The sequence below is a fragment of the Pseudonocardia abyssalis genome, from assembly GCF_019263705.2.
In the GTDB taxonomy this organism is placed as follows: domain Bacteria; phylum Actinomycetota; class Actinomycetes; order Mycobacteriales; family Pseudonocardiaceae; genus Pseudonocardia; species Pseudonocardia abyssalis.
Genome location: NZ_JADQDK010000001.1, coordinates 3,204,054 through 3,230,559, shown reverse-complemented (window position 1 = coordinate 3,230,559; position 26,506 = coordinate 3,204,054). Strand labels below are relative to the sequence as shown.

The window sequence follows — 26,506 nt, the reverse complement described above, 5'->3', positions numbered from 1 at the left end:
GGTCAGGCAGGTGCAGCGTCGGCCGCGCGCAGCAGCTCCGCGACGTCGAGCCGGCGCATCGTGTACATCGCCTGCAGCACGCGGGCGGCACGGGCCGGGTCGGGGTCGGCGATCAGCGCCAGCAGCTCCACGGGCGTGACCTGCCAGGACAGTCCGAACCGGTCCTTGAGCCACCCGCACGGGCCCTCCTCCCCGCCGTCGGACAGCGCGTCCCAGTAGTGGTCGACCTCCTCCTGGCCCGTGCACCGGATCTGGAGCGAGACCGCCTCGGTGAACCGGAACTGGTCGCCCCCGTTCAGCCCGACGTAGGGCTGCCCGTCGAGGGTGAACTCGACGGTCAGCACCCCACCGTCGGGGTGGCGGGTGACGGCGCCGACGGCCGAGTTCGGGAACACCGAGACGTAGAACTCGGCGGCCTGCTCGGCGACGCCGACGTCGAACCACAGGCAGGGGGTGGTGGTGGGCACGGCTCCTCCTCGGGGTGGATGTGCGGGTAGGACGCCGGCCGTGCCCCGCACTCATCGTTCAGCTGCTCATGATCTGCGCGGCGGTGCGCCCGCTCGCCCGGCCCGGCTCCCGTCGGAACACCCGCGTCGACCAGACGCAGGCGGCGAGCGCGATCCCGACGCACCACGCCACGGCGACGAGGGCGGTGCCGGCGTCGGGTGTGCCGAAGAACAGCCCGCGCAGCGTCTCGTTGATCGGCGTGAACGGCTGGTACCGCACGAACCACCGCACGGCGGCGGGTACGGCGTCGGCCGGCACGAACGCACTCGACAGGACCGGGAGGACGAGCCCGATCTGCGCGAAGCCGTTGGCCCCCGCCGGGCTGCCCGCGACGAGCCCGAACGCCACACCGAGCCAGGTCGTCGCCACGGCGAGCAGGACCACGAGGCCCAGCGCGCCGATCCACCCCAGCAGGCCGGCGGTCGGCCGGAAGCCCAGTGCGACGGCGAGCGCGAGCGTCAGCAGCACGCTGACGACGGTGCGCAGCACGGCGCCCACGGCGGTGCCGTTGAGCACGGCGGACCGTGCGATCGCCATCGTGCGGAACCGGTCGATCACGCCCTCGGTCATGTCCATGCTGACGCCGACGGCCGTGCTGCCGATGCCGGACGCGACCGCCATGACGAGGATGCCGGGGGCGAGGTAGTCGACGTAGGAACCGCCCCCGGGGATCGCGGTGCCCAGCGCCCCGCCGAAGACGCCGACGAAGATCAGCATGAAGAAGACCGGCACCAGCATGCTGCTGACGGTGATCATCGGGTTGCGCACCGAGTGCGTGACGTCGCGGCGCAGCATGGTCAGGGAATCGGTGATCATCGGTTGCTCCCGGTGAGGGCGAGGAAGACGTCGTCGAGGTCGGGGGTGTGCACGGTCAGGCCGGCCACGGCGTCGGGGTCGAGCCGGTCGAGCAGGGCGCGCAACGAGCGGACGTCGCCGTCGCCGGGCACGTCGAGGGTGAGCGCGTCGTCGTCGCGGGCCCCGTCGACGACGAGCGCGGCCCGCCCCAGTGCGTCGGCGTCGGCGAAGCGCAGCCGCACGTGCCCGCCCGGGATGCGCCGCTTGAGCTCCTCCGCGGTGCCCTCGGCGACGAGGCGGCCGCCGTCGAGGACGCCGATCCGGTCGGCGAGCGCGTCGGCCTCCTCCAGGTACTGCGTGGTGAGCAGGACGGTGACGCCGCCCGCCACCAGGTCGCGGACGATGCCCCACATGGTGCGGCGGCTGCGGGGGTCGAGCCCGGTCGTCGGCTCGTCGAGGAAGATCACCTGCGGGTCGCCGACGAGCGTCATCGCCAGGTCGAGGCGCCGCCGCATGCCGCCGGAGTAGGTGCCGGGGGAGTCGCCCCCGGCGTCGGCGAGGTCGAAGCGCTCCAGCAGCTCGTCGGCCCGCCGCCGCCCCTCGGCGCGCCCGAGGTGGTGCAGGTCGGCCATCAGGACGAGGTTCTCCCGGCCGGTGAGCAGGGCGTCGACCGCGGAGAACTGGCCGGTCACGCCGATCACCCCGCGCACCGCGGCCGGGTCGCCGTGCAGGTCGTGGCCGCCGACGAGCACCTGCCCCGCGTCGGCGGCGACCAGCGTCGACAGGATCTGCACGGTCGTCGTCTTGCCCGCGCCGTTCGGCCCGAGCAGGGCGTAGACGGAGCCGCGGGCGACGTCGAGGTCGAGGCCGTCGAGCACGACGTGCTCGCCGTAGGACTTGCGCAGGCCGCGCACGTGGATGGTCATGGTCGTCCCCTTCAGGACCGGTGGATGTGGATGTCGCCGCCGGAGGTGCGGGCGCGCACCTCGACGGTCTCGTCGGACGTGCCGGGGCCGTCGGCGGCGTCGAGGTCGTTGTGCACCTCGCCCGCGGCCGAGTCGAGGTCGAGCCAGGCGGCGGTGCCGCGTCGGATGCCGAGGTCCAGCTCGCCGTAGGCCGTCGTCAGCGACACGGTGCCGCGCACGACCTCGCCGATCCGGATGCCGCCGTGGGCGGTGCGGGCCTCGATGTCGCCGAGTGCGCGCTCCACCTCGATCTCGCCGTTGACGCCGATCAGCCGCAGGTGCCCGGTGACCTCGCCGACGGTGATCTCGCCGTTGGTGTTGCGGACGGTGGCGCTGCCCTCGACACGCCCGACCCGGATGTCCCCGTCCTGGGAGGTGATCTCGGTCGGGCCGCCGGTGCGGTCCACGTCGATCTCCCCGCTGGACGCCGTGAGGTGCAGTGCGGCGGTCTCGGCGAGCCGGATACCGCCCCAGTCGGTGCGCAGCCGGCAGTCGCCGAGCCTCCCGGAGGCGTGGAGGCCGCCCGCGACGACGCCGCGCACGTCCGAGTCCTCCGGGAGGTCGATCGTGACCTCGACGACGCCGCTGCGGAGCATGTCGAGCAGCCCGCGGCGGCGCTGCGGGGGCACGGTCACCGTCAGCATGCCGTCGGCGAACGCGATGTGGGCGCCGTCGGCGGCCTCGGCGGCGACGGCGTCGGACGGCCTGCTCGGGCGGATGTCCACGACGGTGTCGGTGCGTTCGCTCGCGGTGATCCGGACCTCCGCGGCCGGGAGGTCGAGGCTGACGGTGATCGGCTTCGGGGTGTCGAAAACGGGCATGGCTGTGCCCTCCAAGGGTGTCGGACGAGACGTTTCTGCTGGTGGGGGTGTTACCGGACCCAGCCGGTGTAGCGCCGGCCACCGCGCTGGGTGTGGCGACGGTCGGGCTCGACGGCGGCGCCCGCGGCCCGGACGAGCCACGCGTTCACCGACAGCCCCTCGGCCGCGGCCGCCGCCTCGATGCGGACCTTCAGGTGCTCGGGCAGGCGGAAGTTGATCCGGGCGGTGGTGCCGTCGTCGACGGGGTCGGCCGCCGCCGGTTCCGGTGGCGCCATCTCTGGCGCCACCGCGGCGCCATCCGGAGTGGCGACGACGAACGACGGCTCCCGCCCCCGCAGCCGGAGGTCGACCGAGCCGGGGGCGAGGTCGCGGGTGATCTCGGCGGCGGCCGCGGACAGGGCATCGAGCAGAGTCAGTCGAACCGCCGGCGCCAGTGCGGCGGTCAGTCGTTCGGCGAGCGCACGGGCGTCGTCACCACCCGCCTCGGCGGCCACCGCCAGTTCGCGCCGGAGGCCGTCGACATAGGGCGTCAGGTCCATGACGCCATAGTGACACCATTATGGCGCCAGTGGCAATACCATGGTGTGGGCGGGTCATGCTTCGGTCAGCCCGACCAGGGCCGGTGGCAGCGGCTCCCGGTGCAGGACGCCGAGGCGCTGGGTGGCGCGGGTCAGGGCGACGTAGAGATCGGCCGCCCCCTGCGGCCCCTCGGCGAGGATCCGCTCCGGCTCCACGACCAGGACGGCGTCGAACTCGAGGCCCTTCGTCTCCGACGCCGGCACGCCCCCCGTCCCGATCACGACGCTGGTGCCCTCGCGCCCGGCCTCGTCCCGCACGAACGCCTCGACGGCGGCGGGCAGTTCGTCCGCGGTGACCCTCCGGGACCACGGCGCCACCCCGCACGCCCGGACCGACTCCGGCGGCCGGACCCCCGGCGCGAACTCCGCGAGCAGGGCCGCGGCGACCGCCATGATCTCCGCCGGGGTGCGGTAGTTGACCGTCAGCGACCGGTAGGCCCAGCGGTCGGGCACGTAGCGGTCCAGCATCGAGCCCCACGACGTCGCCCCGGCCGCCGACCGGCGCTGCGCGAGGTCGCCGACCACCGTGAACGACCGGCTCGGGCAGTGCCGCATGAGCACGCGCCAGTCCATCTCCGAGAGCTCCTGGGCCTCGTCGACGACGACGTGCCGGTACGTCCAGTCCCGGTCCGCCGCGGCGCGCTCGACGAGCTCGCGGGTGTCCACCTCGACGAACCGTTCGGCCAGCACCTCGGAGTGGGTGAGGTCCTCGATGCGCACCCCGAGATCCTCGTCGAGCTCCTCGCGGTCGAGCGCGAGCACCTGCAGCGTCCCCGCCGCGTACTCCGCCTCGGCCCGCCGTTCCTGCTCGGCGGTCTGCGCGGCCGCGGCGTCGGCCTCCGGGTCCCGGCCCAGCAGGTCGACCAGCTCGTCGAGCAGCGGCACGTCCGACACCGTCCAGGCGTCGCCGTCGGCACGCGTCAACGCCGGGTGCTCGCCGGAGGTGTACAGCGACGCGAGCAGGGCCTGCGGCGTCAGGATCGGCCAGAGGTCGTCGAGGGCGGTGCGGAACGCCGCGTGCTCGGCGAGCTCGGCGATCAGGTCCTTCCGGAGCTGCTCCCACCCGTCGCGGTCCCGGCGCGTCAGCCAGCCGCGCCCGATCCGGGCGATCGCCCGTTCGGTGAGCACGTAGGTGACGATCTCGGTGAACACCGTGCGCGCCTCGTTGTGCGGCAGCCCGCTCGCGCGCGCCTCCTGGATCGCCCACTCCGCGGTCTCGGCGTCGATCCGCACCTCGGCATCGGCCAGGGCGATCGGTATCGGCTGCTCCGGTCGGCGCTGCCGGTCGGCGACCGCGGCCGCGAGCACGTCGAGCATGTGCAGCGATCCCTTGACCCGTGCGGCGTCCGGGGTGTCCTCCGCGGTGACGTGCAGACCGGGCACGAGGTCGCCGGTGGTCATGAACACGACGTCGGACTCGCCCAGCGACGGCAGCACGCGGCTGATGTGGGTCAGGAACGCCGGGTTGGGCCCGACGACGAGCACGCCGTTGCGCTCGATCCGCTCGCGCTGCGTGTAGAGCAGGTAGGCGACGCGGTGCAGCGCCACCACCGTCTTCCCGGTGCCCGGTCCACCCTCGATCACCACCACCCCGGGGTGGTCGAGCCGGATGATCTCGTCCTGCTCGGCCTGGATCGTCGCGACGATGTCGCGCATCCCCTCGCCCCGCGGCGCGTCGACCGCCGCGAGCAGCGCGGCGTCGCCCCGCGCCGCACCGTCCGGGCGGCCGAGCACCTCGTCGGTGAACTCGACCAGGGTGCGCCCCCGCGAGTGGAACTGCCGTCGCCGGCGCACGTCCTCCGGGGTCGCGGCGGTGGCGACGTAGAACGCGCGCGCCGCCGGTGCCCGCCAGTCCAGCAGCACCGGCTCGTAGTCCTCGTCGGCGTCGAACAGCCCGATCCGGCCGATGTAGGAACGGTCGCCGGACAGGGAGTCCAGCCTCCCGAAGCACAGCCCGTTGTCCGCGATCCGCAGCCGCTTCACCTGTTTCGCCGCGGCCCGGACCTCCACGTCCCGCTCGACCGCCGTGCCCTCGTGGCCCCGCAGCGCCGCGTCGTACATGCCGGTCACCCGCGCACGCTCGGCGTCGAGCCGCGCGTAGAGCCCGGCCACGTAGCCTCGCTCGGAGCGCAGTTCCTCGTCGTATCCCAGAGTTGACACGAAGCCCCCCACGGTGTTTAACTCAATCCAGGTTCGGCGGGTCTCCCATTCCAGTTAATGGTGGACACGCCGATTTTTCATTGTCCACGCGATGTCAAGACCGATCGCGATGTGGACTTTCCCGGAGATTTCGAGGGTCGCGTCATCTCGTGCGGGCCGATGCCGAGGGACACGTGTGCACCGTCCCGCGACCTGGTCGGGGTGGCGGGAGGAGAACCCACGGCCCCCGGCTCCCGCATCCAGGGCAACGTGTCTGCGGAGGTCCGCAGGGGTCCATGAGCAGCGTCGGTACTTCCGGCCGTCGCCGGATGGGATCGACCGCGGGTCCGGCTGCTACACGACGCCGGCCCTTGCCGCCCCGTCAAGCTCGACGCGGGTCGACCTCGTGATCACGGGGCACCGTCGAACAGGGGACTGCTCTTCCGGGCCGCCTCTTCGGACCGCCGGGCCGGGCGGCCGGCTGCCCCCGGATCCCGGCCATGCTCACGCCGACCTGCCCCGGCGACCAGCTCACCGTCGCCCCGTCCGGGAGTCAGATGCAGTTCATCCACGCCGTTCCGCGGAACGCGCCGAGCAGCGCCGAGCGTGACGAGCTGGTGCCGCGCAACGTCGCCGATCTCGTGCAGATCCCGACTCCGCGCTACGAGGTCGGCAAGGGCGTGCAGCTCCCGGAGGTGAAGCGCCTGACCGTACTGCTCCCGAAGATCACGCGGCGGGTGCTGGTCGAGCATCTGGACCGGCAGGGCAAGGAGCGCGTCGACGCGGGGGAGATCCGGCACCATGCGCGAAGCGCTGGACAGGATCGATCGGGATATCTGATGTCACCCGGCCGGGGGCAGGACGGTGGCCTGGTGGAAGTAGACCCGCCAGGGGCCGTCGCCGTGGCGGCGCCAGACCGAGCTTCGAAGCGCGGTCTGGCCGGGGCGTCGGGTGCGGTAGGTGAGGAGGACGACGTCGTCGGCGAGGCGGGTCGCGGCCAACTCGTCCGTGACGGGTGGGGGAGCCTCGTCGTCGGCCATCATGGCGAGGATCGATGCGCGGTCCCACACGCGGCCGGATGCGCCGAACTCATGGAAATCCGGGTCCAGCAGCCGGCCGCCCAACTCGGGCGCCTGCCGCACGACGGGGTCCTGCAGCCTCAGCTCGCGGTCGATGACGTCCTGGAGGTCGGGGTCGTCGGTCATCGGTCGATCGTCGGGCGGGGGTACCGGCCCGGCAACAGAGTTGAGGCCCGTTGCTCCGTGCCGGCCGATCCCGCGCCCAGCAAGATCGCCGATCGTGCCGTTCACCTGGTCGGGGTGGCGGGATTCGAACCCACGGCCCCTCGCTCCCGAATCACGCCGGAACGGTCTCGCTCCGGCTCTCCTGGTCGTCTGAGCTGCGGAGACACTCTCGCGAGACGGCTCCCGACGGTGGCGTACAACGCCCCGTTGCTACAGAACTGCTACATGCCGACCGCCGCCGCGGGGGAGTGTTGGCAGGACCACGACCTTGTGTTCTGCACGCAGGTCGGCACCCGCTCGAACCGCGCGCGCTGAACCGCGACTTCGACAAGCTCCGTCTCCGCGCCGGCCTTCCTGGCGTTCGGCTGCACGACCTGCGGCACACCGTCGTCAGCTCGTTGCTGTCGCTCGGGACGCCGCCGCACGTCGTGCAGGCCATCGCCCGGCACGCCGACATCGACGTGACCATGACGATCTACGCACACACCAACATGGACGAGATGTGCCAGGCGCTCGATGCGATCGAGTGGGAGGCGGGATGAGCCAGGTGTCAGAGGCGTCGTGCGCGCGTCGCGCGGAACCGGAAGCTGTCCTGCTGGGCCGGCTCGTAGTCGAACTCGACCTGGTCGCCCTGCTCGAACGCCCTGTAGCCCTCGGCTTCGATGGCGCTGAAGTGGACGAAGGCGTCGAGGCCGTCGGGCAGCTCCGGGCTGCTGATCGCGCCCCAGCCCTTCTCGGCCTTGTAGAACCTCACGACCCCGGTTGCCATACGTCGATCAGAGCAGGTCAGGCCGCCACGGTCCACGCGGTTGCGGGAGCTACTGCTACAGCAACTGCTACATCTCGATCATCGGGCGACGTAGCACCGACCCGTTTCCGCAGGTCGGATGTCGTCGGGGTGGCGGGATTTGAACCCACGGCCCCTCGCTCCCAAACCGAGACCACGGGGTCCGGCACCGTCCGCCACCAGCCGGAAGATGTGCGGGGGAGTGGCCCCGGATACGGCTCCGTGCGCGACCGTTGCTGTCACAGATCGCTGTCAGCCCGTCAGCACCCGGCGGCGGACGAGAACACCGCGGAGCACCTCGACGACGCTGCGCCCGTCCTGTTCGGACAGAGCGCATGACGACGTCTCTCCGGGCCGCCGTGCCCGACTGCGACGGGCCGCGCCGGGCGGCGCCGGCCGCCCGCCGCGGGCCGGAGGCAGGAGCGGCGGGCAGGCCGGGCGACGCCCGGGGCGCGGCCGGTGCCAGGCCGAGCCTGGCGGCCCGGCAAGGGCTTGTCACATGTGCCATATCTGTCCGCTCTGAGGACGACAACGCCCTCGACGTCGAGCCGGCTCCGCTCTGGTGCCCCTCGTTCCCGAGCGCCGAGCTCGTGCAGCACGCGGCCGACCTGATCCCGCACATCGCGGCCGGCGCCGTCGGCGAGTCGAGCGTGCTCACCGAGGGACCGCGCTGGGAGATCGTCGTCAGCCCCGGCGTGTTCCGCGTCCGCACCCGCGACTACGCCCGGGCGGAACGCACCCACGAGCGCGGCCTCGAGCGGCGCCGCAAGCACGTCGACATCGCGGCCACCTGGGAGGGCGACATGCCCGAGCCCCTGCCCACACGCGGCACGATCACCGCCTGGACGAGGCGTTCCCGCGCCCGCCTGGTCGAGCGGCTCTCGGACCTGGACTACACCTACCTCTACGGCCGCTTCCACGTCTGCGCCGGCTGCCGCCACGAGTACGACGAGCAGCTCGACCGCTGCCCCCGCTGCCACCACACCGGCCGCACCACCGAGGACAGGCGCGGCCGTCTCCCGGCCATGCTCACGCTCACCTACCCCGGCGACTGGCTCACCGTCGCCCCGACCGCAGACGCGGCCACCAAGCACTTCCAGGCGCTGTGCAAGCGGTACGCCCGGACCTGGGGTGAGCCGTTGCGCGGGCCGTGGAAGAAGGAGTTCCAGCGCCGGGGCGCCCCGCACTTCCACCTGTCCACCACTCCGCCGATGGGCACGACGCTGGTCGACGACCCGGCCACCGGCCAGCCGATCCGGGTCGACTTCAGGCGCTGGCTCTCGATCACCTGGGCCGACATCGTCGGCCACCCCGACCCCGAGCAGCGCCGCCGCCACCTCCTCGCGGGTACCGGGGTGGACTACGCGCAGGGCATCAAGCTCACCGACCCGCGCCGGATGGCGATGTACTTCGCCAAGTACGGCACCGGCGGGGACAAGGAGTACCAGCATCAGGTGCCGCGCGAGTGGCTCACGACGGTCTGCGTGTGCACCGAGTGCGGGGCTGGCTACGACTCCGACCGCGACGAGTGCCCGGACTGCGGCTGCCCCGACGCCGACGTCACCGAGGAGGGAAGCGTGGGCCGGTTCTGGGGCTACCGCGGCCTGCGCCGTGAGCTGGCGATCCGGCAGGTGACACCGGCGGTCGGGATCGCGGCCGGCCGCATCGCGCGGCGCTGGTACCGGGCCAAGGGCCTGACCAAGACGATCAGCGTGCAGCGAGTCGAGCAGACGACAGGCCGCGTGACCTACCGGCGCTCGACGGTGCGGAAGGAGCTGTTCAAGCACGGGCGCGGGTTCGTCTGCGTCAACGACGGCTCCGAGTTCGCCTCCCAGCTCGCGCGCTACCTCGCCGACCTCGCCACGGGTTCTTCATGACCATGTGCCCGAGCTGGCTCTCCCTCGCGGCGCAGGCAACGCCCGATCAGGAGCGGGGTCGGGCGCATCGGTGGAGCGCCCCGCTGGACGAACGACCGATGCGCCCGGCACCGGTCCTGATAGCCACAGGTGCGCCGTGAGGGAGAGCCCGGCCTCTCCTGAGCGGTGCCGGGTGCAGGGCAGGGCCCTGCGGGCTCTTGACGAAATTTAAGGCGAGATATAACTTAGATCACGTTCTAAATCAGCCCTAGATCAGGAGGTAGGTATGACAGGGTACGACGTTCTCCGTCAGCAGGTTGAGCAGGGCGGAGGGCTTCTCCTCACGACGATGGAGGTCCTGCGGGATGCGCACGGCTATGGAAAGCTCGGTGTGCATGTTCGTAAGGCCATCCACGACGCGTTGGCTGCTAACGGGTTGGGGCACCTTCCACAGGAGATGCCGACTTATCAGTATGAGGAGGTTCGGCTGTTCCGGCTGGGGACTCCGATCGCCGACACGATCAACGCGGTGCTCCATCCGAGCGAGGGTGGAGACCAGGTACTTCGGCAGAGTGCCGGGTCGGAAGCGCAGGATGTGCTCAAGCAGATTCGGCAGCTCGTCTGCGAGTAAGGGAGCGGACTTCCGCGGCTAATCGCCGGGAGACCGAGTTTCCTCGAAGATCCATTGAAGGTATCTCGGGTGCCCACCCACGATCGGCATCGCGATCACGCACGGCACATCGTCTGCGTGATCGCGATCAGCACGAGCAATGATCTCTGGCACGAGCGTGGCGCGGGTGTGAAGGCCCACTCGCGCCTGCCTCTCGTCGAACATGTCCCCTTGCCAACGGTAGATGGCCCTGATCGGCGCGATGTGGTGGCCGCAGGCCGCTAGTCGACCCTCGACGAGCGAACGTGTGAAGTCGGCAAGCCACTCGGCGCTCTCGGCCGTGATGACGACCTCGACGCACTCCAGCTGCTCGGGGGCTGGCTCGGTCATGACGCGCTCACCTTCTCGTCCGCCTTCAACTTGTCCATTAGCGCCACGACCTCGTCCTTGGTCTGCGCGAGTGCGCTCCACCCGCTGATGATCGGACCGTCATAGCTGAGTCCAACCCAGCGGCCCACGGCGTTGATGCCGTGCTGGTGGAGCTTGAAGTACAGCGTTCCTTTGGACCGAACGGCGGCTTCGTTGGCGACGTACCAGCCCATGAGGACCTCGTTGTCCCACACGCGCATTTCGCCCTGCCACGTGTAGCCCCCGCCTTCGAGCGGGGTGCCGCGGGTGACGGCCACGATCTCGACATTGTCGCCGCGCTGGCTCATCCGGACCTCGTGGGGGTTGATCACCTCCACGCCGTCCTTCCAGGACTGCCAGCACGCCCACCAGTCGCCGGTGAGGTCGATGCGGTGGGTCTCGTCGCCGGCAAGCTCGTCGATCGTGATGCCGAGAGCGCGGGCGATGGTCTTCGCGACCGACAGCGTCGGCTGCGTCTCGCCGGCTTCGTAGCGGCGGATCTGTCGACGATCAACGCCGACCTTGGCGGCCAGGTCGCCCTGGGACATGCCCAGTTCGCTGCGACGGTGCCGGATGACTTCGTTCATCTCCATGTTGTTCATCCATTGAGCAGGGGGACGGTCGTGTCCTGCGAGCCGGACGCTACCGTCCGCAGCTAGAGGTCTGACTTGTCCTTGACAGGGGACGTGTACGTCCTCCACGCTACGGACGTAGATGTCCTCAGTCGAGGACGCGAACGTCTCACTCGTCAAGGAGTGCAGTAACCGTGATCCAGAACTTCAAGGTCGACCAGACCCGCACGTTCAGCTCCGTCCTGCTGCTCGGCGTCGAGCCGAAGACGGCGTTCGGGGACCCCTACCGACAGGAGACGGCCAAGGACGGCACGCCCAAGTGGGTCGCCCAGCTCGCGGCGGAGTTCCGCGCGTTCGGGCGCCCGCAGCGTGAGCTGATCAACGTCGGCGTCACGAGCGAGAAGGACCCGGGGGAGGGGCTCGCCCCCGGCACGCCGGTCGAGCTGCTGGACTTCGAGGTCGGCGTGATGGAGCGCAAGAACCGCGAGGGCCAGGTGACCGGCGTCCAGGTCTGGTACCGGGCCGGCGCGCTTCGTTCCACCGCGGCGACCGGCCAGGCGCCCAAGCCGCGCGCGACCGAGGGGGCGGCGTGATGGAGCACCGCATCCCGGGCCTGGCCCGGAACATGGCCGACGTCGGCGCCGGGCTGCTGACGCTGCCGCTGGACGACCTGCCCGACATCGCGGCCGTGCAGATGCTGCATCGCGGGCCGACGGGAGTGGCCGTGCGGTTGCAGCTGTCGATGCACGACGTTGCCGACCAGGTCGACGCACTCATTGCCTGGGGGGAAGCCCTCCCCGAACCGTCGGCCGCCGGCTTCGAGCACCAGGACTACATCCGGTTGGAGGTGAGCGGCCTCGTCGGCGGCGTGCGCGTCACGGTGTGGGGGCACTTGCGCGGCCCGGACCTCAACGACACGGCGTGCTTCCTGAGTCTCCCGCTCGACGGCGAGACGCACCGCCTCTCCCTCGCCCGGCTCCGGGCGCTGGCCCGGCACCGGGCGGAGCGAGTCGATGCCTGAGCGCGCGGCCGTTCTCGTGTGTCAGGACTGTCCTCACGTGTGGGAGCCGGCCCGCACGACCGCGACGGAGTTCGCCGCGCTCGTGCGGGCCGGCTGTCCCGACTGCGGCGGCTGGGTGTGGCTCGGGGAGCTGGTCGAGAGCGGGGCGGAGCGATGACCCTGGAACCGCACACGACCGCCGTCGTCGCTCGATCCGCGGTCCCCGAGCAGGGACGAGGTCCGGTCGCCTGGTGGCGCCGGCGCCGGGAGGCTCGCGAGCTCGACGAGTACGCGCGCTACCTCGGGTGGCAGTGGACCGACACCGTCGACGGCGCCCACCTCGTCCACCACACCGTGACGGCCGCGCGTATCCCGCACACGTCGGTCCCGCAGCTCGTCGCGGTCGAGGCCGGCCCGCCGCTGACGCTCGTCGTCCGGATGCTGCCGGGCCAGGTCGTCGACGACTACCGCGCCCAGGCTCACCGCCTCGCCGAGGGCATGGGCGTGCCAATGGTCCGCGTGACCCCGTTCCGGCACGGCTGGGTCCGGGTCGCGCTGCTCGTCCGCGACCCGCTGACGACCCCGATGCCGCTGCCGTACCGGCCGCCGGGGACGTCGGCGACCGCGCCCGTGCTGCTCGGCGCCGACGAGTTCGGCAAGCCGGTGACGATCTCCTTTGCCGACCGCGTGCACCTGATCGTTCAGGGCCGCACCGGTTCGGGGAAGTCGCGGCTGTCGTACGCGGTCCTGCAGCAGCTCGCGGCCGCGCCGGACGCGCTCATCGCCGGCTGCGACCCGTCGTCGGTGCTGCTCCGTCCGTTCGCCGGCTCGCGGCACGCCCGGTGGCAGTCGCTCGGCGCCGACGTCGACGCACACGCCCGGATGCTCGACGCCCTGGTGGTCGAACTGGACGGCCGGCTGGCCCGCATCCCGCAGCGCGCCGACGTGCTCCCGCTCGACGCCGGTACGCCCCTGCTGTTCGTCGTCCTCGAGGAATGGCTCGCCCTGCTCGGCATGGCCGGCGCGGACCGCAAGCTCCGCGAGCGCCTGGCCGTCGCCGCGCGCCGGCTCGCGGCCGAGGGGGGCAAGGTCGGCATCCGCGTGATCATGCTGCCGCAGCGGGCCGAGGCCAACGAGGTCGGCGGCGGCCTGCTGCGCGGCCAGTTCGCCTACCGGGTCTCACTGCCGGTCGACAACGTCGACGCGGTCCGGTTGCTGCACCCGGCCGTGTCCGTCCCGGCCGCCGAGGACCACGTGCGCAACGGCCGGCCCGGCGTCGCGCTCTACGACGCGCCCGGCCAGGCGGGGCGCCTGCGCACGCCGTGGATGCCGGACTACTCCGAGTACTGGGACGCGATCGTCACCGCCACCAAGGAGAGCTGATGCCCGAACCGCGCACGACCACGCCGCTGCGCCTGCTCCTCACCGTCGAGGAAGCGGCCGACGCGCTGCGCATCGGGCGGAGCAAGGTCTTCGACCTCATCCGGTGCGGGGAGCTGGACTCCGTCAAGATCGGCCGTCTCCGCCGCGTGCCCGAGGATGCCGTGCACGCGTTCATGCGCCGGCTGCTCGACGAGCGGAGGAGCGCGTGACGAGGAAGGCGAACGCCAACGGCGAGGGCAGCGTGTGGCTGCGCAAGGACGGCCGCTGGTGCGCCGGCGCCTACGTCCGGACCGTCGGCAACAAGGTGCAGCGGCGCTACGTCTACGGGCGGACCCGCAAGGAGGCCATGGCGAAGCTGGCCGAGCTGCAGAAGCGCCACAACGACGGCATGGCGGCCGGCTCGACGACGCTGACGGTCGAGCAGTTCCTCGCCGAGTGGCTGGTCCACATGGCGCACCGCGTCCGCCCGCAGACCGTGGCCGGCTACGAGAACAACGTCCGGCTGCACCTCGTGCCCCGCATCGGGTCAAAGAAGCTGAGCCGGCTGACCGTCCGGGACGTCCGGATCATGGTCGACGACATGCGCGGGTCGGAGATGAGCCCGCGGATGGTGCAGTGGGTGCACTCCACGCTGCGGGTCGCGCTGCAACACGCCTTCGCCGAGGACCTCGTGACGCGCAACGTCGCTCGCGGCGTGCGCATCGAGACGCCCGAGAAGGTGACCGCCATCGAGCCGTTCACCGTCGACGAGGCGCGGGAGTTCCTGCGCAAGGCCCGTGACCATCGCCTGTACGCGCTGTGGGCGACCGTCCTCCTGCTCGGCCTGCGGCGATCGGAGGTGTGCGGCCTTCACTGGTCGGACGTCGATCTGGTCAAGGGCACGGTGCGGATCACCCGCGGGCTGCAACGCACCGGCGGAGCGCTGCAGGAGCTGCCGACCAAGACCAAGCGGTCCCGCCGGACCGTCCCGCTGCTGCCCTTCCTGGTCCAGGTCCTCGACGACCACCGGGAGCGCCAGGGCAAAGAGCGGGCAGACGCCCGGCACTGGCAGGGCACGCCCTACGTGTTCACCTCGACCGTGGGCACGCCGCTCGAACCGCGCACGCTCACCCGCACCTTCCACGCGCTGTGCGTGGGGCACGGCCTGCGTCGCGTCCGGCTGCACGACCTGCGGCACACGTGCGTGAGCCTGCTGCTGGCGCTCGGCGTCAGTCCGCGGGTGGTGATGGAGATCGTCGGCCACTCCGCCATCGAGATGACGATGAACGTCTACGCGCACGTCTCGCTGGACAACCAGCGCGCCGCGCTCGCCCTGCTCGACGACCAGCTCACGGACGGACTCCGATGACCCGCGTTGCTGTCACCGACCGCTGTCGACCGGTCGGCAAGATCGTCGATCATGCCTCTGACCTGGTCGGGGTGGCGGGATTTGAACCCACGGCCCCTCGCTCCCAAAGCGAGTGCGCTACCAAGCTGCGCCACACCCCGTCGGGTCGAGTGTAGGCGCGTGCTTCGAGGAAGTTCTCCGCCGGCCTGAACACCCACCGACCCCGCTGCGTAGCAAGGGACGAACCGGTACGAAACAGTCGCCGGGCCTGTCTCCGGGAGGAACCCATGCGTCCCACCGTCCGCCGGATCGCGATCCTCAGCGCGATCACCACCGCCTCCGTCGCCCTGTCCGCTGGGGTGGCCTCCGCCCAGGACGCCGAGGTGCCGGAGCCGAGCACCTTCACGAGCATGTTCACCGCGATGGCCACGCCCGACATGGTCATCAACAACGACGGCGTCGCGACCCCGGGTGAGGAGGGTGCCACCGGCACCTTCAACTACCGGATCAACAGTGACGACGAGATCATCTGCTACGACATCACCCTCAACGGGGTGACTCCGCCGTACATGAGCCCGGCGCGCACCGCCACGCACATCCACGAGGCCGAGGCCGGTGCCGCAGGCCCGCCGCGGATCGCGTTCCCGAACCCCGAGGACGACGGCAGCGGCACCCTGCGCAGCGAGGGTTGCCTGCAGGGCCCGTTCACCACCGGTGTCGCGCCCGAGGGTACCGACACCGGTGAGGGCTTCACCCTCGACCAGATCGAGGCAGACCCGTCGGCGTTCTTCACCGACACCCACACCGCGAACTTCACCGCCGGGGCCGTCCGCGGCCAGCTCACCAGCGTGCCGATGGGAGGCGTCGCCACCGGCGCCGGTGGCACGGCGGGCGAGAACCGGGCGCCCGTCGCGCTCGGTGCCGCTGCACTGGTCGGCATCGCGGGAGTGGGCACCGTCGTGGCCCGGCGGCGTGCGCAGGACTGACCTGCTGATCGGCGGCGCCGCCGCCCTCGTGCTCGTCACGGGGTGCGGGGCGGCGCCGGTCGCGGCCCCTGCCGGCACGGCCGACACGTCGCCGCCGTCCGCCGTCGCCCCGCCGTCCGCCGTCGCCCCGCCGTCCGCCGTCGCCCCGCCGTCCGCCGTCGCCCCGGCCGAGCCGGCGAGCGTCGCGATCCCGTCGATCGGGGTGGGCTCGGACCTGCTGCACCTCGGCCTCGCGGCCGACGGCTCGGCCGAGGTGCCGGAGGACTACGCGCTGGCCGGTTGGTTCCGGGAGGGGGGACGTCCGGGCGGGCGTGGGCCGACGGTGCTGCTCGGCCACGTCGACTCCCGCGACGGCCCCGCAGTCTTCTACCGGCTGCGCGACCTCGGCCCGGGCGAGGTCGTGGAGGTCACGACCGGTGACGGCACGGTGGCCCGCTACGCCGTCGACCGTACCGAGCAGGTGCCCAAGGACGCGTTCCCGACGTTCGCCGTGTTCGGTGCGACCGCCGACGACGTCCTGCGGCTCGTCACCTGTGCCGGTGACTTCGACCGCGGCGAGCGCAGCTACACCGACAACCTGGTCGTGCACGCGACCCGGATCTGACGGGTGCTGCCGTGCTCCGGGGCATCGGGGGCGTCCGCTAGAGTGGACCGTGCTCGGCCCTCCCGCCGGGCGCCGCGGGCGTAGCTCAATGGTAGAGCCCTAGTCTTCCAAACTAGCTACGCGGGTTCGATTCCCGTCGCCCGCTCCACGTCTGACCAGCAGTTTTTGCAGTGTAGTTGGGATCATCAACCACCCGGCGTGGTGCGAGATGTCGCTCGAGTCAACCGGTGATGCGAACTCGGGTCGACCCATGAGGTCGTTGTACCCCGCGTCAGCAGTCTTGTCGGGCGGTTGAGCCTGATGAAGGTCGGCACGGTGTCGGGTCGGTGGATGCCTCTCGGAAGGCATCGCCGGTGTGGGCACGGCTGCTACCACTGCCGGTGGAGACCCGAAGCGGCGGACTGGCCGGTGTCGACGCGGTGAACAGGTACGCGCTTGCTTCCTACGGTCACCTGCGGACTCGGGTGTCCTGGTGTCGCGATGATCGAGCTCGGTCCGACGATGGTCGTCGCCTGTACGCGTGCTCCTGATCGGGCGGCCTGACCTTCAGGCGCCGAGCAGGACCAGGCCTTCGTGCTCGACGAAGTCCCGGAAGGCCTTGACGTTCAGTGCGGCGAGGGTCGTCGACAAGGGGGCAGGTCGTGGGCCAGGCAGCAGGCGGCGATGCAGGTGTCGTTCTGGGGGCGTGGGCGGCCGCGGCGGGTCGCGTGGGCGGAGATCTCGCCCCAGATGCGGGCGATGTCGTCGGTGTAGGGCAGCGTGGGGCGTGCTGCCAGCCAGGTGCTGAGCTCGGCGCGTCGCGGGCCGCCCCACCGGCGCAGCGTGGCCCAGCGGGTCAGCTCTCCGAGAGTCACGAAGGTGGTGCCGGCCCGGGCGCCGACGATCTCGCGCAGCAGCGCGCCGGGCAGGCGCTGCTTGATGATCAGTGACGCGGCGTCGGTGTCGAGGACGACCCGCCGCGTGCTCAGGCGACGTCCGAGCGGCGCATGGCGTAGAGATCGGCGATGAACTCCTCGGCCCCGCCGTCGTCGACCAAGCCGGCTTGGGCGAGGTCGTCGGCCGATCGCAGTGGTGCGGAGTCGCCGACGATGTCCTCGATGGACGGGACGAGCGGTTGCCTGGCGGCCGGCGGGTGAGGATCGGTCGTCGACACGGTGTGCGTCTCCCGACGGTCGCGGGTGCGTGCTCCTGGGGCGCGAGCACGTGTCTGATCGTAGTGGTGGTCGGGGCTGCGCGTCATGGTCATGGGATCGAACGTGGTGCGAAACCTCGGCAGCCGGGGAGGCGGGTCGCGCGCGGCTGTCGTCGCAGGTGGAGGCGCTGGTGCGCGCCGATCGGACACCTTCCCGACTGGCTACGCGGGTTCGATTCCCGTCGCCCGCTCCCATCCCGATCAGGGTCCTGAACCGGGTCAGGGTTGCACTCCGCCGCCCGGCGAATCGCCCACCAGGCCCTTCGTCCGGCGCAGGACGTCGAGCTGGGCGGGGTTGTAGAGGTCCTGCAGGGCCTTGCCCGCCGTCTCGGCGACGAAGCGGGCGCCGCGCGGGGCGTCGGTGTGCGGGGCGGCGAGGCCGGGGTGCTCGGCGAAGAGCGCGTGGATGTAGGGGACCAGGCGCCCGGCCACGGCCTGGCGGGTCTCCTCGTCGGCGTCGGCGGGCAGGTCGTCGAACTCGTCCGCCGCGGCATCGGCGGGGAGGTTCTGCAGCAGGTCGGCCCACACCTGCAGCCGCTCCGGCCCGAGGACGCGGCTCAGGACGATGACGAAGGAGCGGTCGGCCTCGGACATCCCGCCCCCGCCGGTGGCCGGGGCGAACTCGGGAGGCAGGTCGGTCGGCACGGAACGCTGCAGGATGAGGCCGAGCTCGACGCGGGCGCGCTGGAGTCGCTCGATGGTGGCGGAGAGCTCGGCGTCGAGGGTGCGCAGGGCCTCGGCGGGGTGGTCCGCGGCGTCGCCCATGCCGGCGATCTGGGGCAGCGAGAACCCGAGGTCGGTGAGGCGCTTGATCTGCAGCACCCGGACGAGGTGGGCCACCCCGTACTGTTTGTAGCCGTTGGACCGGCGCTCGGGTTCCTCGAGCAGCCCGACGTCGTGGTAGTGCCGGACCGCGCGCAGGCTGGTTCCGGCGAGCTCCGCGATCTCGCGGGTGCTCCAGGACACGATCATCACCTCGTCTCGACGGGTCCCAGTGAACGGTGTGCCGCAGCGGCACGGTCAAGGGGGTCGGGGCGGGAGTGGCTCAGGTCACCCGGTGCCGGGGTCGAGTGTGCCGCGGCGGCCGGGCGTCCCCTCCGGTCATGACCCGACTCGGCCACGCCGACCCGCCCGCGCCGAGCAGCTGCCCGCCCCCCACCGCGCCTGCCGGCTCCCCGCCGCCCGGGTCGCTCCGGAGTGGCTGCCCGGGGGCACCCGCGCCGACGCGTTCGACCCGTCGATCAGGACCACGACCGGCTCGCGGGCGCGCGGTCGAGGCCGCGGACCTGCGGTCGCACACCCTGCGCCTGGTCGATGCCCTGATCAGCGAGGACGCCGACGTCGACGTGCTGATCGTCCCCGGTGGTGAGCACGCGCCGATCCTGCGCACGCACCACGTCACCCGCCGGACCCGGGACCACGTCGTGCGCCACCGGCAGGGCACCGAGCCGCCCGCGCACCGCCTCGCGCCGTTCCGCCGGGATGAGTGGTCGGTGTCACAACCGGCTTGCGTGTGCCGCAGCGGCACGCGCTTGCCTGGGGCCCGAACAGGACGAACCACGAACCAGGAGGACCTCATGACCGTGACCGCCCCGGCGCCGAGCACCGCGCGGCGCGTCACCCCGGCCTGAGGAGCGACATGCGACGCAGCGCCGGGGTCTACTTCACCTCGTACGGGCTGTCGCTGCTCGGCAAGGGCATCGCCTCGGTCGTGCTGCCGCTGCTCGTACTCGACCGCACCGGGGACGTGCTCGCCGCCGGACTGCTGGCGACCGCGTCGATGGCCGCATCCGCCCTGACCGGTCTCGTGTCGGGGCTGCTCGTCGACCGGATCGACCGCCGGGCGGTGTCGGTCGTCTCCGACCTGCTCGCGGCGGCGTCGATGGCCGCCCTGCCCGTCGTCGACGCCCTGTGGGGCCTGGACATGGCCTGGTTCCTGGCTCTGGCCGTCGTCGGCGCGGTGATCCGGGTGCCGGGGATGACCGCTCAGGAGACGCTGCTGCCCGCGCTGGCCCGGCTCGGGCGCAGCACCCCGGGCCGGCTGGACCGGCTGATCTCGCTGCGGGAGACGGTCGGCAACGTGCTGCTGCTGGCCGGGCCAGGGCTGGGCGGGCTGCTCATCGGGCTGCTCGGGCTCTCGCCCGCCCTGCTGCTCGCGACGGTCACGACGAGCCTGCTCGCCGCGGGCACCACGCTCGTGCTCGACCCGCGTGCCGGACACGTCCCGCGACGCAGGCCCGGCCCGGCCGGTGGCGCGGTGCGGCGGGCCGTCGCGGACCTGACGGTGGGGTGGCGGTTCCTGTTCCGCACCCCGTTGCTCCTGGGCGCGACCCTCGTCTCCGCGGTGCTCGTCGCCGTCCTGAGCTCGTTGCAGACCACGCTCATGCCCGCCTACTTCCTCGGCGAGGACCTGCCGGCCCTCACGGGTCTCACGCTCAGCGCGCTCGCCGCGGGCGGCATCGCCGGATCCGCGCTCTACGTCGCCACCATCGGGCGGATCGGCCGCCGCACCTGGTTCGTGACCGGGATGATCGGCACGCTGGGCGGGTTCGCCGCCGTCGGCAGCCTCGCGTCGCCGTGGGTGGTGCTCGGGGGTGCCGGACTGGTCGGGCTCACCAACGCCCCGGCGTCGGCGGTGCTCGGCGTCCTGACCGTGGAGGCCACCCCGGACGGGATGCGCGGTCGCGTGCTCGGCGCGCAGAACACGCTGATGCTCGCCGCACCCGCGGTCACCGCCGCCCCGCTCGCGGCCGTCGCCGCCACCGCCGGGCTGCCCGCGGCGGGGGTCGTCCTCGCCGTCCTCGCCGCGGCCACGGCGATCGCGGCACTCGTCGCCCCGGCGTTCCGGTCGCTCGACGCGACCGAACCCGGGCAGCACCTGGTGACCACGGGGGACCTGCCGTGACGGTCAGCGGAGCATGCGCGTGATGCCCAGCGCGGCGGTGCGGACGGCCGGGGCCAGGCGTGTGGTGTCGAGACGGTGGGCCCAGCCGGTGATCGACACCGCGGCGACGGCGATCCCGTCGGCGTCGAGGACGGGGGCGGCGACGCACGCGATCCCCACCGCCGACTCCTCGTGCTCCTCGGCGATGCCCCGCTCGACGATGCGCGCGAGGTCGCGGGCGAGGTGCCCGGGCGCGACGACGGTGCGCGGGGTGCGCCGCACCAGCCCGGCGTCGACGACGTCGGCGAGCCGCCCCGGCGGGGCGAACGCCAGCAGCGCCTTCCCGACGCCCGTGCAGTAGGCCGGCATCCGACCGCCCACCCGCGACGGCACGACCGGGCCCTGCCGGCTGTCGATCTTCTGGACGTAGACGACCTCGACGCCGTCGGGGACGGCGAGGTGGATGGTCTCGTGCGTGGCCTCGAACAGGTCGGCGAGGAACGGGGCGGCGGTCTCGCGCAGCCCACGCTGGCGCGGGGCGAGCGCGCCGAGCTCGAACAGGCGCATGCCGAGCCGGATGCCCGTGCCCGTCCGCTCGACGACGTCCCAGTCGGCCAGCTCGGCGATCAGCCGGTGCGCGGTGGGCTTGGGGATCCCGGTGCGCCGGGTGAGCTCGGCGAGTGTCAGCTCGGTGTCGCCCGCGCCGAACGCGGCGAGCAGCGTCATCGCTCGGCCGATGACGGAGTTCGGCTCGCCGGGGGGCACGGCCCGAGTGTCGCATCCGGACCGGTGGCAGGCTCGCGACATGCACGACAGATGGATCGACCACGCGATCTGGTGGCACGCCTACCCGCTCGGCTTCGTCGGCGCCGAGCGCGACGCGCTGCCCGACGGCACCGCGCCCGTGCACCGGCTCGGCCGTTTCGAGCCGTGGCTGGACCACCTCGTCGGGCTGGGCTGCTCCGGGCTGGCACTGGGTCCGGTGTTCGCCTCGGAGACCCACGGCTACGACACCGTCGACTTCTTCCGCATCGACCCCCGCCTCGGCGACGACGGCGACTTCGACGTGCTCGTCGCCGCCGCGCGGGAGCGGGGGATCCGGATCCTGCTCGACGGCGTGTTCAACCATGTCGGTCGCGGGTTCGAGCGGTTCCGTGCGGCGCAGGACGGCGACGCGGACGCCCGGCGCTGGTTCCGTTGGGACGGCGACCGGCCGGCCGACTTCGAGGGCCACAGCCGGCTCGTCGAGCTGAACCACGACGAGCCCGCGGTGCAGCAGCACGTCGCCGCAGTGATGGAGCACTGGCTCGGCCGCGGCGCCGACGGCTGGCGGCTCGACGCGGCCTACCGCGTGCCGCCGTCGTTCTGGCGGGCGGTGCTGCCCGGGGTGCGCGAGCGGTTCCCCGAGGCGTGGTTCGTCGGCGAGGTGATCCACGGCGACTACCCGGCGATCGTCGCGGAGTCGGGGCTCGACTCCGTCACGCAGTACGAGCTGTGGAAGGCGACCTGGAGTGCCCTGAACGACCGCAACCTCTTCGAGCTCGCCCACGCGCTCGAGCGGCACTCGACGGCGGTGGAGTCGTTCGCGCCGCTGACGTTCCTGGGCAACCACGACGTCACCCGCCTGGCCAGCCGCCTCGACACGCCGGAGCACATCGGGCTCGCGGTCGCCGTGCTGATGACCGTCGGGGGCGTGCCGAGCATCTACGCGGGCGACGAACAGGGGTTCACCGGCGTCAAGGAGGACCGGGAGTTCGGCGACGACGCGGTACGTCCGCCGTTCCCGGACGGCCCCGCCGACCTCGCGCCGTTCGGCGCCCCGATCCAGGAGCTGCACCAGCGCCTGATCGGGCTGCGCCGCCGCCACCCCTGGCTGGTGCGGGCGCGCACCACCGTCGAGCACCTGACGAACACCACGATCGCGTTCCGGTCCTCCGGCGGGCCGGGGGAGGAGCTGCTGACTCTGCTGTCCGTCGACGACGCGGCGCAGCGGTTCCCCGGCGTGGACGACGAGCTCCCTCCGCACTCGTGGCGCGTGGTCGGATCCTGAGGTTTGGCGGATGCGTCCGTCCGGGAACGCGATGTCATGTCTGATCACGTGTACCGAGTGACCGAGATCGTCGGAACGTCCCCCGAGGGCGTCGACACCGCGATCCGCAACGGCGTCAAGCGAGCAGCCACGACCCTGCGCGGTCTGGACTGGTTCGAGGTGACCGAGGTGCGGGGCCACATCGTCGACGGTGAGGTGGAGTACTTCCAGGTCGGCCTGAAGGTCGGTTTCAAGCTCGAGGACTGATCCCTCGACGACCGGTCAGGGCCATTCGAGGACGAGCGACCCGCCGACGGGCAGTGCGTGCCAGTCGACGGCCACCTCGTCGAGCAGATCGACGACGGCGGCCAGCGCCGCCGGGTCGACGTCGGCACCGGCCTGGTCCGTCCACGCCCGGACGCCGGGCGGGACGGGCCCGGCGGCGTGCCGGATCTCCCACGCCGCCTGCGCCACCCTGGCCAGCTTCTCCGACCGCTGCATGTCGACACCGTCTGTGCGCCGGGCGTTCCGGCGTCCCCACTTCTTCGTGTACGGCTCGTCGACGGGCCGGAACGTGCCCGCGTCACCGCCCGCGACGAGCGAGCCGAAGATCCCGTCGCGCAGCCCGAAGTGCCGCTCGACGACGAAGTGCACCAGGTCGTGCGGGACGTGGGTGTGGAAGCCCGGGGCGGGGTCCATGCGGACGCGGTCGCCGACCGGCCGGACCGCGGTGACCGCGTAGCCGCGCTCACCGGTGCGCGTGAAGGTGACCTTCATGCCCCCGAGGATAGGTTCGCGGGCGTGCGCCGACGACCGGATAACCCGGACCCCGGGCTGGTCGACACGTCGTGCGGTCGCGTCCGTGGCGGGGGACAGACCTCGGTCGCGTCGCCGCTGGGGCCACCGACCCGGGGATCCCGCGTGGCACCCCCCGTGCCCGCCCTGTTCACCCCGGACGAGGAGCCGGCGTTCGCGGTGCTGCTGTCCCGGATCCGGCTCAGGTGAGCCGGGTGCGCACCTCGGTCGTCGTGACGGCCGGCGGGAGCGTCCGGGCCCGGACCGTCGGCACCGGCCTGCTGACCAGGACGACCTCGGTGCCCGTGTCGCCGGGTCGCACGTCCACCCCGGCCATGCACCCGCGCATCACGACGATCCCGCGGCCGCGGTAGCCCGGGGAGCGGGGCCGGCGCCACCGGCCCTCGTCGCGGACGACGATCCGGACGCGCTGCCGGTCACCGTCGACGCTGCGTTCGCCGACGACCTCGACGTCCCCGGCCGGGTGCCCGTCGTAGCCGTGCTCGATCGAGTTGCAGACGGCCTCGTGCACCGCGAGCACCACGTCGTCGGCCTCGTCCTCGGGCCAGCCGAACCCGTCGAGCCAGGCCCGGATCCGTTCGCGCACGATCGAGGCCGCGGCTGGTACCCCGAGCAGGCGAACCTGCAGGGCAGTCGTGTCGAGGTCTCCGGATCCCATCGACGCGGAGTGTGCCAAGGATCGCCGGACTGCGCCGGATGGGCGATCAGGCCGGTGCCGCGGTGGCATCGTCGACCGAGTCGTACAGGGCGAGCACGCCCTCCAGCCCCGTGATCTCGATCGGCCGGACGACCGGGCGGTTCTCGTCGACCGCGATGCGCAGTGGTTCGCCGCGGTCCTCGCTCTCCTGCGTGACGCGGACCAGCGTCGCGAGCCCCGCCGAGTCGAGGAACCGGACGTCGGTGAGGTCGATGACGACCGGGCGTCCGCCGCCCAGAGCCGTGGTGACGGCGTCGCCGAGCCGGTCGACGGTCAGCGCGTCGACCTCGCCGCGGACGTGCACCACGACGAACCCCCGGACCTCCGCCCGGTCGATCGTCATCAGCTCCTCCACGCAGCCGACGCTACCTCCCCCGGAGGGCTGACCCGGGGGAGGCGGCCGGTGACGCCAGTGGTGGGGCGTCGCCGACGTCTGTCAGGCTGGGACCCGAACGGGTGCGGGTGCTCGAACCGGAAGGACGGCCGGAGTGGACGTCGTGGCTGTCCTGCACTCCATCGTGCACAGCGCGTGGCTGCTGCCCGTGCTCGTCCTGACGATCGGCGTCGACGGCCCCCTGCCGATGCTGCCGAGCGAGACCCTGCTGATGACGGCCGCGGCCGTCGCCTTCCGCGAGGGCGACGCGGCGCTGCTGGTCGGGTTGTTCGTCGCCGCGGTGCTCGGGTCGGCGATGGGCGACCTGCTCGTCTACGGGCTGGGTCGCACATCGAACAAGCTGATCGCCGGCTCGTCGGAGGGCAGTTGCTCGGCCTGGGTGCGGCGGCACCTGCTCAAACGGCCGGGGGTGGTGCTCGTCGGCGCCCGGTTCGTGCCCGGCGGGCGGCTCGTGAGCACCGCCGCGGCGGGCCGGTTCGGGCTGCCGCTGCGCCGGTTCGTGCCGTGGTCGCTGGCCAGCTCCGCGGCGTGGGCCGCCTACATGCTGGTCGTCGGGCGGGTGCTCGACCCGCTCACCGGTGGCAACCCGCTGCTCTGCGTCCTCGGTGCCGGCGTGCTCGCGGTGCTGACCGCCGGGGTGTTCGCACTGGCGCGGCGGGTCACCCGCGGGCGGGTGCTGCCTGCTGACGTGGATCGACCGGTGTCGGCAGAGGCTCCCCGTTCCGCCGACACCGGTCATGACGCTCAACGGCTCCCGGAGCGTGGGGATTCGGCCCTTTCTCGCTCTCCGTCGAGCGGGGCATCACGATCGGTGACCGGTCGAGCGGCAGTTGTCCGGTCAACGGTCTCCGTCGAGCGCCGGGCGGCTGCCGACGGGCGCGCGGCCCGCGCGCCGCTCCCTCACGTGGGGGAATAGCCGTCCGGATCCGTGGCGAAGGCCGCGAGTGCGGAGTTCACCTCCGCGGCCCGTTCCTGCTGGGTCCAGTGCCCGCAGCCGGGCAGCAGCCGGGCCTCGCGCAGGTCGGTGCAGGTGCGCCGCAGGGTTGCGGCGAGCGGGTCGGCGCCGATCCCGGCGATGACGGTGTCGCGGTCGCCCGCGAGGTACAGCGCGGGCGGGGTGATCGGCGCGCCGTGCCAGGCGGCCGTCAGCGCGTGGTTGCGGTCGAGGTTGCGGTACCAGTTCAGCCCGCCGGTGAAGCCGTTGCGCGCGAACTCGGCGACGTAGACGTCGAGGTCGTCCTCGGTGAGCCAGCCGGGCAGGTCCGGGCGGTCCCCGAGGGAGTCGAGGAACCCGCCGTCGGGCGGCACGACGAGCGGGCCCGCCCCGCCGATGCCGGTGAGGATCCGCCGGAACGAGCGGCGCGGGTCGGCGGCCAACTCGGCGTCGGCCGGGCCCGGCTCCTGGAACCACAACTGGTAGAACCGCTCGCCGAAGCGGCGGGCCATCAGCGGCGTCGGCGGCCCGGCGGTGCGGGGGAGGTGGGGCACCGACAGGGCGGCGACCCCGCGGACGCGGTCCGGTCGCAGCAGTGCGGTGTGCCAGGCGACGGGCGCGCCCCAGTCGTGCCCGACGACCACCGCCCGCTGCGCCCCGACGGCGTCCAGGACGCCCACGGCGTCGCCGACGAGGTGCAGGACCGAGTAGTCCTCGACGGCGGCCGGGGCGTCGCTGCGTCCGTAGCCGCGCTGGTCCGGCGCCACGACGTGGAACCCGGCCGCGCCCAGCGCGTCGAGCTGGTGGCGCCAGGAGTACCAGCACTCCGGGAACCCGTGCAGCAGCAGCACGACCGGCCCGTCGGCGGGGCCGGACTCGGCGAGGTGCAGTTCGATCCCGTTGACGTCCACGGTGCGGTGGGTGACGGTGCTCGGGGGAACCGTGCTCGAGGAGTCGGCGCCGGGGGTGTTCACGGCG

At 72.5% G+C, this 26,506-nt stretch carries 33 protein-coding genes and 2 tRNA genes; 15 read left to right on the top strand and 20 right to left on the bottom strand.

Annotated features, from left to right (window positions below; all coding sequences use genetic code 11):
- Positions 1 to 2: 2 nt before the first annotated feature.
- The 8 genes from I4I81_RS15705 to I4I81_RS15670 form a co-directional block, all read right to left on the bottom strand.
- Positions 3 to 467 carry a VOC family protein gene (locus I4I81_RS15705; RefSeq protein ID WP_218602295.1) on the bottom strand — a complete coding sequence of 155 codons (465 nt, stop codon included), beginning with the start codon at positions 465 to 467 and terminating at the stop codon, positions 3 to 5.
- A gap of 58 nt (positions 468 to 525) precedes the next feature.
- Complete coding sequence (locus I4I81_RS15700; RefSeq protein WP_218602296.1) at positions 526 to 1,323, bottom strand: ABC transporter permease; 798 nt, start codon at positions 1,321 to 1,323, stop codon at positions 526 to 528.
- Positions 1,320 to 2,228: an ATP-binding cassette domain-containing protein gene (locus tag I4I81_RS15695; RefSeq protein WP_218602297.1), complete on the bottom strand. Its 909-nt coding sequence runs from the start codon at positions 2,226 to 2,228 to the stop codon at positions 1,320 to 1,322. Before I4I81_RS15695 ends, I4I81_RS15700 begins: the two co-directional genes overlap by 4 nt.
- Before the next feature lie 11 nt (positions 2,229 to 2,239).
- The gene (locus tag I4I81_RS15690; RefSeq protein WP_218602298.1) at positions 2,240 to 3,088 is read right to left on the bottom strand and encodes a DUF4097 family beta strand repeat-containing protein; all 849 of its coding nucleotides are present in this window, start codon (positions 3,086 to 3,088) and stop codon (positions 2,240 to 2,242) included.
- Between the two features lie 50 nt (positions 3,089 to 3,138).
- Positions 3,139 to 3,627: a toxin-antitoxin system HicB family antitoxin gene (locus I4I81_RS15685; RefSeq protein ID WP_218602299.1), complete on the bottom strand. Its 489-nt coding sequence runs from the start codon at positions 3,625 to 3,627 to the stop codon at positions 3,139 to 3,141.
- 54 nt (positions 3,628 to 3,681) lie between these two features.
- Entirely contained in the window at positions 3,682 to 5,826 is a 2,145-nt protein-coding gene (gene helR / locus I4I81_RS15680; protein ID WP_218602300.1) for an RNA polymerase recycling motor ATPase HelR, read from the bottom strand.
- Between the two features lie 389 nt (positions 5,827 to 6,215).
- Positions 6,216 to 6,608 (bottom strand): hypothetical protein, encoded by a 393-nt coding sequence (locus I4I81_RS15675; protein ID WP_218602301.1) that lies wholly within the window; start codon positions 6,606 to 6,608, stop codon positions 6,216 to 6,218.
- Positions 6,609 to 6,647: 39 nt separating this feature from the next.
- Positions 6,648 to 7,010, bottom strand: a complete 363-nt coding sequence (locus I4I81_RS15670; protein ID WP_218602302.1) for a nuclear transport factor 2 family protein — start codon at positions 7,008 to 7,010, stop codon at positions 6,648 to 6,650.
- A 287-nt stretch (positions 7,011 to 7,297) separates the two neighbouring features.
- Between I4I81_RS15670 and I4I81_RS15665 the strand changes: the two genes are divergently transcribed.
- Positions 7,298 to 7,591, top strand: coding sequence for a tyrosine-type recombinase/integrase (locus I4I81_RS15665; RefSeq protein WP_226363392.1), 294 nt, complete (start codon positions 7,298 to 7,300; stop codon positions 7,589 to 7,591).
- 8 nt (positions 7,592 to 7,599) lie between these two features.
- Here I4I81_RS15665 and I4I81_RS15660 read toward each other — a convergent pair whose 3' ends face one another.
- The gene (locus tag I4I81_RS15660) at positions 7,600 to 7,803 is read right to left on the bottom strand and encodes a cold-shock protein (RefSeq protein ID WP_372453555.1); all 204 of its coding nucleotides are present in this window, start codon (positions 7,801 to 7,803) and stop codon (positions 7,600 to 7,602) included.
- Positions 7,804 to 8,426: 623 nt separating this feature from the next.
- Between I4I81_RS15660 and I4I81_RS15655 the strand changes: the two genes are divergently transcribed.
- Both I4I81_RS15655 and I4I81_RS15650 read left to right on the top strand, forming a co-directional pair.
- Entirely contained in the window at positions 8,427 to 9,713 is a 1,287-nt protein-coding gene (locus tag I4I81_RS15655) for a rolling circle replication-associated protein (RefSeq protein ID WP_218602305.1), read from the top strand.
- Between the two features lie 265 nt (positions 9,714 to 9,978).
- Positions 9,979 to 10,323, top strand: coding sequence for a hypothetical protein (locus I4I81_RS15650; RefSeq protein ID WP_218602306.1), 345 nt, complete (start codon positions 9,979 to 9,981; stop codon positions 10,321 to 10,323).
- 18 nt (positions 10,324 to 10,341) lie between these two features.
- Here I4I81_RS15650 and cutA read toward each other — a convergent pair whose 3' ends face one another.
- Entirely contained in the window at positions 10,342 to 10,692 is a 351-nt protein-coding gene (gene cutA, locus I4I81_RS15645) for a divalent-cation tolerance protein CutA (protein ID WP_218602307.1), read from the bottom strand.
- A complete protein-coding gene (locus tag I4I81_RS15640) occupies positions 10,689 to 11,312 on the bottom strand; it encodes a helix-turn-helix transcriptional regulator (protein ID WP_225924603.1) in 624 nt (207 codons plus the stop codon). The genes cutA and I4I81_RS15640 overlap by 4 nt, the downstream gene beginning before the upstream one ends.
- A 164-nt stretch (positions 11,313 to 11,476) precedes the next feature.
- Here I4I81_RS15640 and I4I81_RS15635 point away from each other — a divergent pair, with 164 nt between their 5' ends.
- The 5 genes from I4I81_RS15635 to I4I81_RS15615 all read left to right on the top strand — a co-directional run bounded on the left by I4I81_RS15635 (position 11,477) and on the right by I4I81_RS15615 (position 15,013).
- A complete protein-coding gene (locus tag I4I81_RS15635; RefSeq protein WP_218602308.1) occupies positions 11,477 to 11,875 on the top strand; it encodes a hypothetical protein in 399 nt (132 codons plus the stop codon).
- The gene (locus tag I4I81_RS15630) at positions 11,875 to 12,303 is read left to right on the top strand and encodes a hypothetical protein (protein ID WP_218616133.1); all 429 of its coding nucleotides are present in this window, start codon (positions 11,875 to 11,877) and stop codon (positions 12,301 to 12,303) included. Before I4I81_RS15635 ends, I4I81_RS15630 begins: the two co-directional genes overlap by 1 nt.
- 153 nt (positions 12,304 to 12,456) lie before the next feature.
- Positions 12,457 to 13,665 (top strand): FtsK/SpoIIIE domain-containing protein, encoded by a 1,209-nt coding sequence (locus I4I81_RS15625; protein ID WP_218602310.1) that lies wholly within the window; start codon positions 12,457 to 12,459, stop codon positions 13,663 to 13,665.
- Complete coding sequence (locus I4I81_RS15620) at positions 13,665 to 13,874, top strand: excisionase family DNA-binding protein (RefSeq protein WP_141277660.1); 210 nt, start codon at positions 13,665 to 13,667, stop codon at positions 13,872 to 13,874. Before I4I81_RS15625 ends, I4I81_RS15620 begins: the two co-directional genes overlap by 1 nt.
- Entirely contained in the window at positions 13,871 to 15,013 is a 1,143-nt protein-coding gene (locus tag I4I81_RS15615; RefSeq protein WP_218602311.1) for a tyrosine-type recombinase/integrase, read from the top strand. The genes I4I81_RS15620 and I4I81_RS15615 overlap by 4 nt, the downstream gene beginning before the upstream one ends.
- Positions 15,014 to 15,076: 63 nt before the next feature.
- On the opposite strand, the gene I4I81_RS15610 is transcribed toward I4I81_RS15615, so the two are convergent.
- Positions 15,077 to 15,153 (bottom strand) — tRNA-Pro (locus I4I81_RS15610).
- 126 nt (positions 15,154 to 15,279) lie between these two features.
- On the opposite strand from I4I81_RS15610, the gene I4I81_RS15605 reads away from it, so the two are divergent.
- The 3 genes from I4I81_RS15605 (at position 15,280) to I4I81_RS15595 (ending at position 16,730) form a co-directional block, all read left to right on the top strand.
- On the top strand, positions 15,280 to 15,978 hold the full coding sequence (locus I4I81_RS15605; protein WP_218602312.1) for a CHRD domain-containing protein: 699 nt from the start codon (positions 15,280 to 15,282) through the stop codon (positions 15,976 to 15,978).
- Entirely contained in the window at positions 15,965 to 16,582 is a 618-nt protein-coding gene (locus I4I81_RS15600) for a class F sortase (protein WP_226363391.1), read from the top strand. The genes I4I81_RS15605 and I4I81_RS15600 overlap by 14 nt, the downstream gene beginning before the upstream one ends.
- A 74-nt stretch (positions 16,583 to 16,656) precedes the next feature.
- Positions 16,657 to 16,730 (top strand) — tRNA-Gly (locus tag I4I81_RS15595).
- A gap of 816 nt (positions 16,731 to 17,546) precedes the next feature.
- Here the strand turns inward: I4I81_RS15595 and I4I81_RS15590 are convergent.
- From I4I81_RS15590 to I4I81_RS31190, 3 genes are all read right to left on the bottom strand, one after another.
- A complete protein-coding gene (locus tag I4I81_RS15590; protein ID WP_218606278.1) occupies positions 17,547 to 17,828 on the bottom strand; it encodes a hypothetical protein in 282 nt (93 codons plus the stop codon).
- A 165-nt stretch (positions 17,829 to 17,993) separates the two neighbouring features.
- Positions 17,994 to 18,746, bottom strand: coding sequence for a helix-turn-helix domain-containing protein (locus I4I81_RS15585; protein ID WP_226378287.1), 753 nt, complete (start codon positions 18,744 to 18,746; stop codon positions 17,994 to 17,996).
- Positions 18,747 to 19,015: 269 nt separating this feature from the next.
- On the bottom strand, positions 19,016 to 19,147 hold the full coding sequence (locus I4I81_RS31190) for a hypothetical protein (protein ID WP_267461525.1): 132 nt from the start codon (positions 19,145 to 19,147) through the stop codon (positions 19,016 to 19,018).
- A 266-nt stretch (positions 19,148 to 19,413) separates the two neighbouring features.
- Between I4I81_RS31190 and I4I81_RS15580 the strand changes: the two genes are divergently transcribed.
- Positions 19,414 to 20,679: an MFS transporter gene (locus I4I81_RS15580; protein WP_225924601.1), complete on the top strand. Its 1,266-nt coding sequence runs from the start codon at positions 19,414 to 19,416 to the stop codon at positions 20,677 to 20,679.
- Positions 20,680 to 20,682: 3 nt separating this feature from the next.
- On the opposite strand, the gene I4I81_RS15575 is transcribed toward I4I81_RS15580, so the two are convergent.
- Entirely contained in the window at positions 20,683 to 21,384 is a 702-nt protein-coding gene (locus I4I81_RS15575; RefSeq protein ID WP_225925636.1) for an IclR family transcriptional regulator, read from the bottom strand.
- Between the two features lie 79 nt (positions 21,385 to 21,463).
- On the opposite strand from I4I81_RS15575, the gene I4I81_RS15570 reads away from it, so the two are divergent.
- Positions 21,464 to 22,708: an alpha-amylase family protein gene (locus I4I81_RS15570; RefSeq protein ID WP_218605284.1), complete on the top strand. Its 1,245-nt coding sequence runs from the start codon at positions 21,464 to 21,466 to the stop codon at positions 22,706 to 22,708.
- A 36-nt stretch (positions 22,709 to 22,744) separates the two neighbouring features.
- Entirely contained in the window at positions 22,745 to 22,954 is a 210-nt protein-coding gene (locus tag I4I81_RS15565; RefSeq protein WP_218605285.1) for a dodecin, read from the top strand.
- Positions 22,955 to 22,969: 15 nt separating this feature from the next.
- Here I4I81_RS15565 and I4I81_RS15560 read toward each other — a convergent pair whose 3' ends face one another.
- The 3 genes from I4I81_RS15560 to I4I81_RS15550 all read right to left on the bottom strand — a co-directional run bounded on the left by I4I81_RS15560 (position 22,970) and on the right by I4I81_RS15550 (position 24,555).
- Positions 22,970 to 23,464 carry a hypothetical protein gene (locus I4I81_RS15560; RefSeq protein ID WP_218605286.1) on the bottom strand — a complete coding sequence of 165 codons (495 nt, stop codon included), beginning with the start codon at positions 23,462 to 23,464 and terminating at the stop codon, positions 22,970 to 22,972.
- 220 nt (positions 23,465 to 23,684) lie between these two features.
- Positions 23,685 to 24,161: an ATP-binding protein gene (locus I4I81_RS15555; RefSeq protein WP_218605287.1), complete on the bottom strand. Its 477-nt coding sequence runs from the start codon at positions 24,159 to 24,161 to the stop codon at positions 23,685 to 23,687.
- 46 nt (positions 24,162 to 24,207) lie between these two features.
- The gene (locus I4I81_RS15550) at positions 24,208 to 24,555 is read right to left on the bottom strand and encodes an anti-sigma factor antagonist (protein WP_226363389.1); all 348 of its coding nucleotides are present in this window, start codon (positions 24,553 to 24,555) and stop codon (positions 24,208 to 24,210) included.
- Between the two features lie 133 nt (positions 24,556 to 24,688).
- Between I4I81_RS15550 and I4I81_RS15545 the strand changes: the two genes are divergently transcribed.
- Complete coding sequence (locus tag I4I81_RS15545; protein WP_218605288.1) at positions 24,689 to 25,510, top strand: DedA family protein; 822 nt, start codon at positions 24,689 to 24,691, stop codon at positions 25,508 to 25,510.
- On the opposite strand, the gene I4I81_RS15540 is transcribed toward I4I81_RS15545, so the two are convergent.
- Positions 25,495 to 26,502, bottom strand: a complete 1,008-nt coding sequence (locus I4I81_RS15540; protein ID WP_218616132.1) for an alpha/beta fold hydrolase — start codon at positions 26,500 to 26,502, stop codon at positions 25,495 to 25,497. The genes I4I81_RS15545 and I4I81_RS15540 overlap by 16 nt on opposite strands.
- Positions 26,503 to 26,506: the final 4 nt, after the last annotated feature.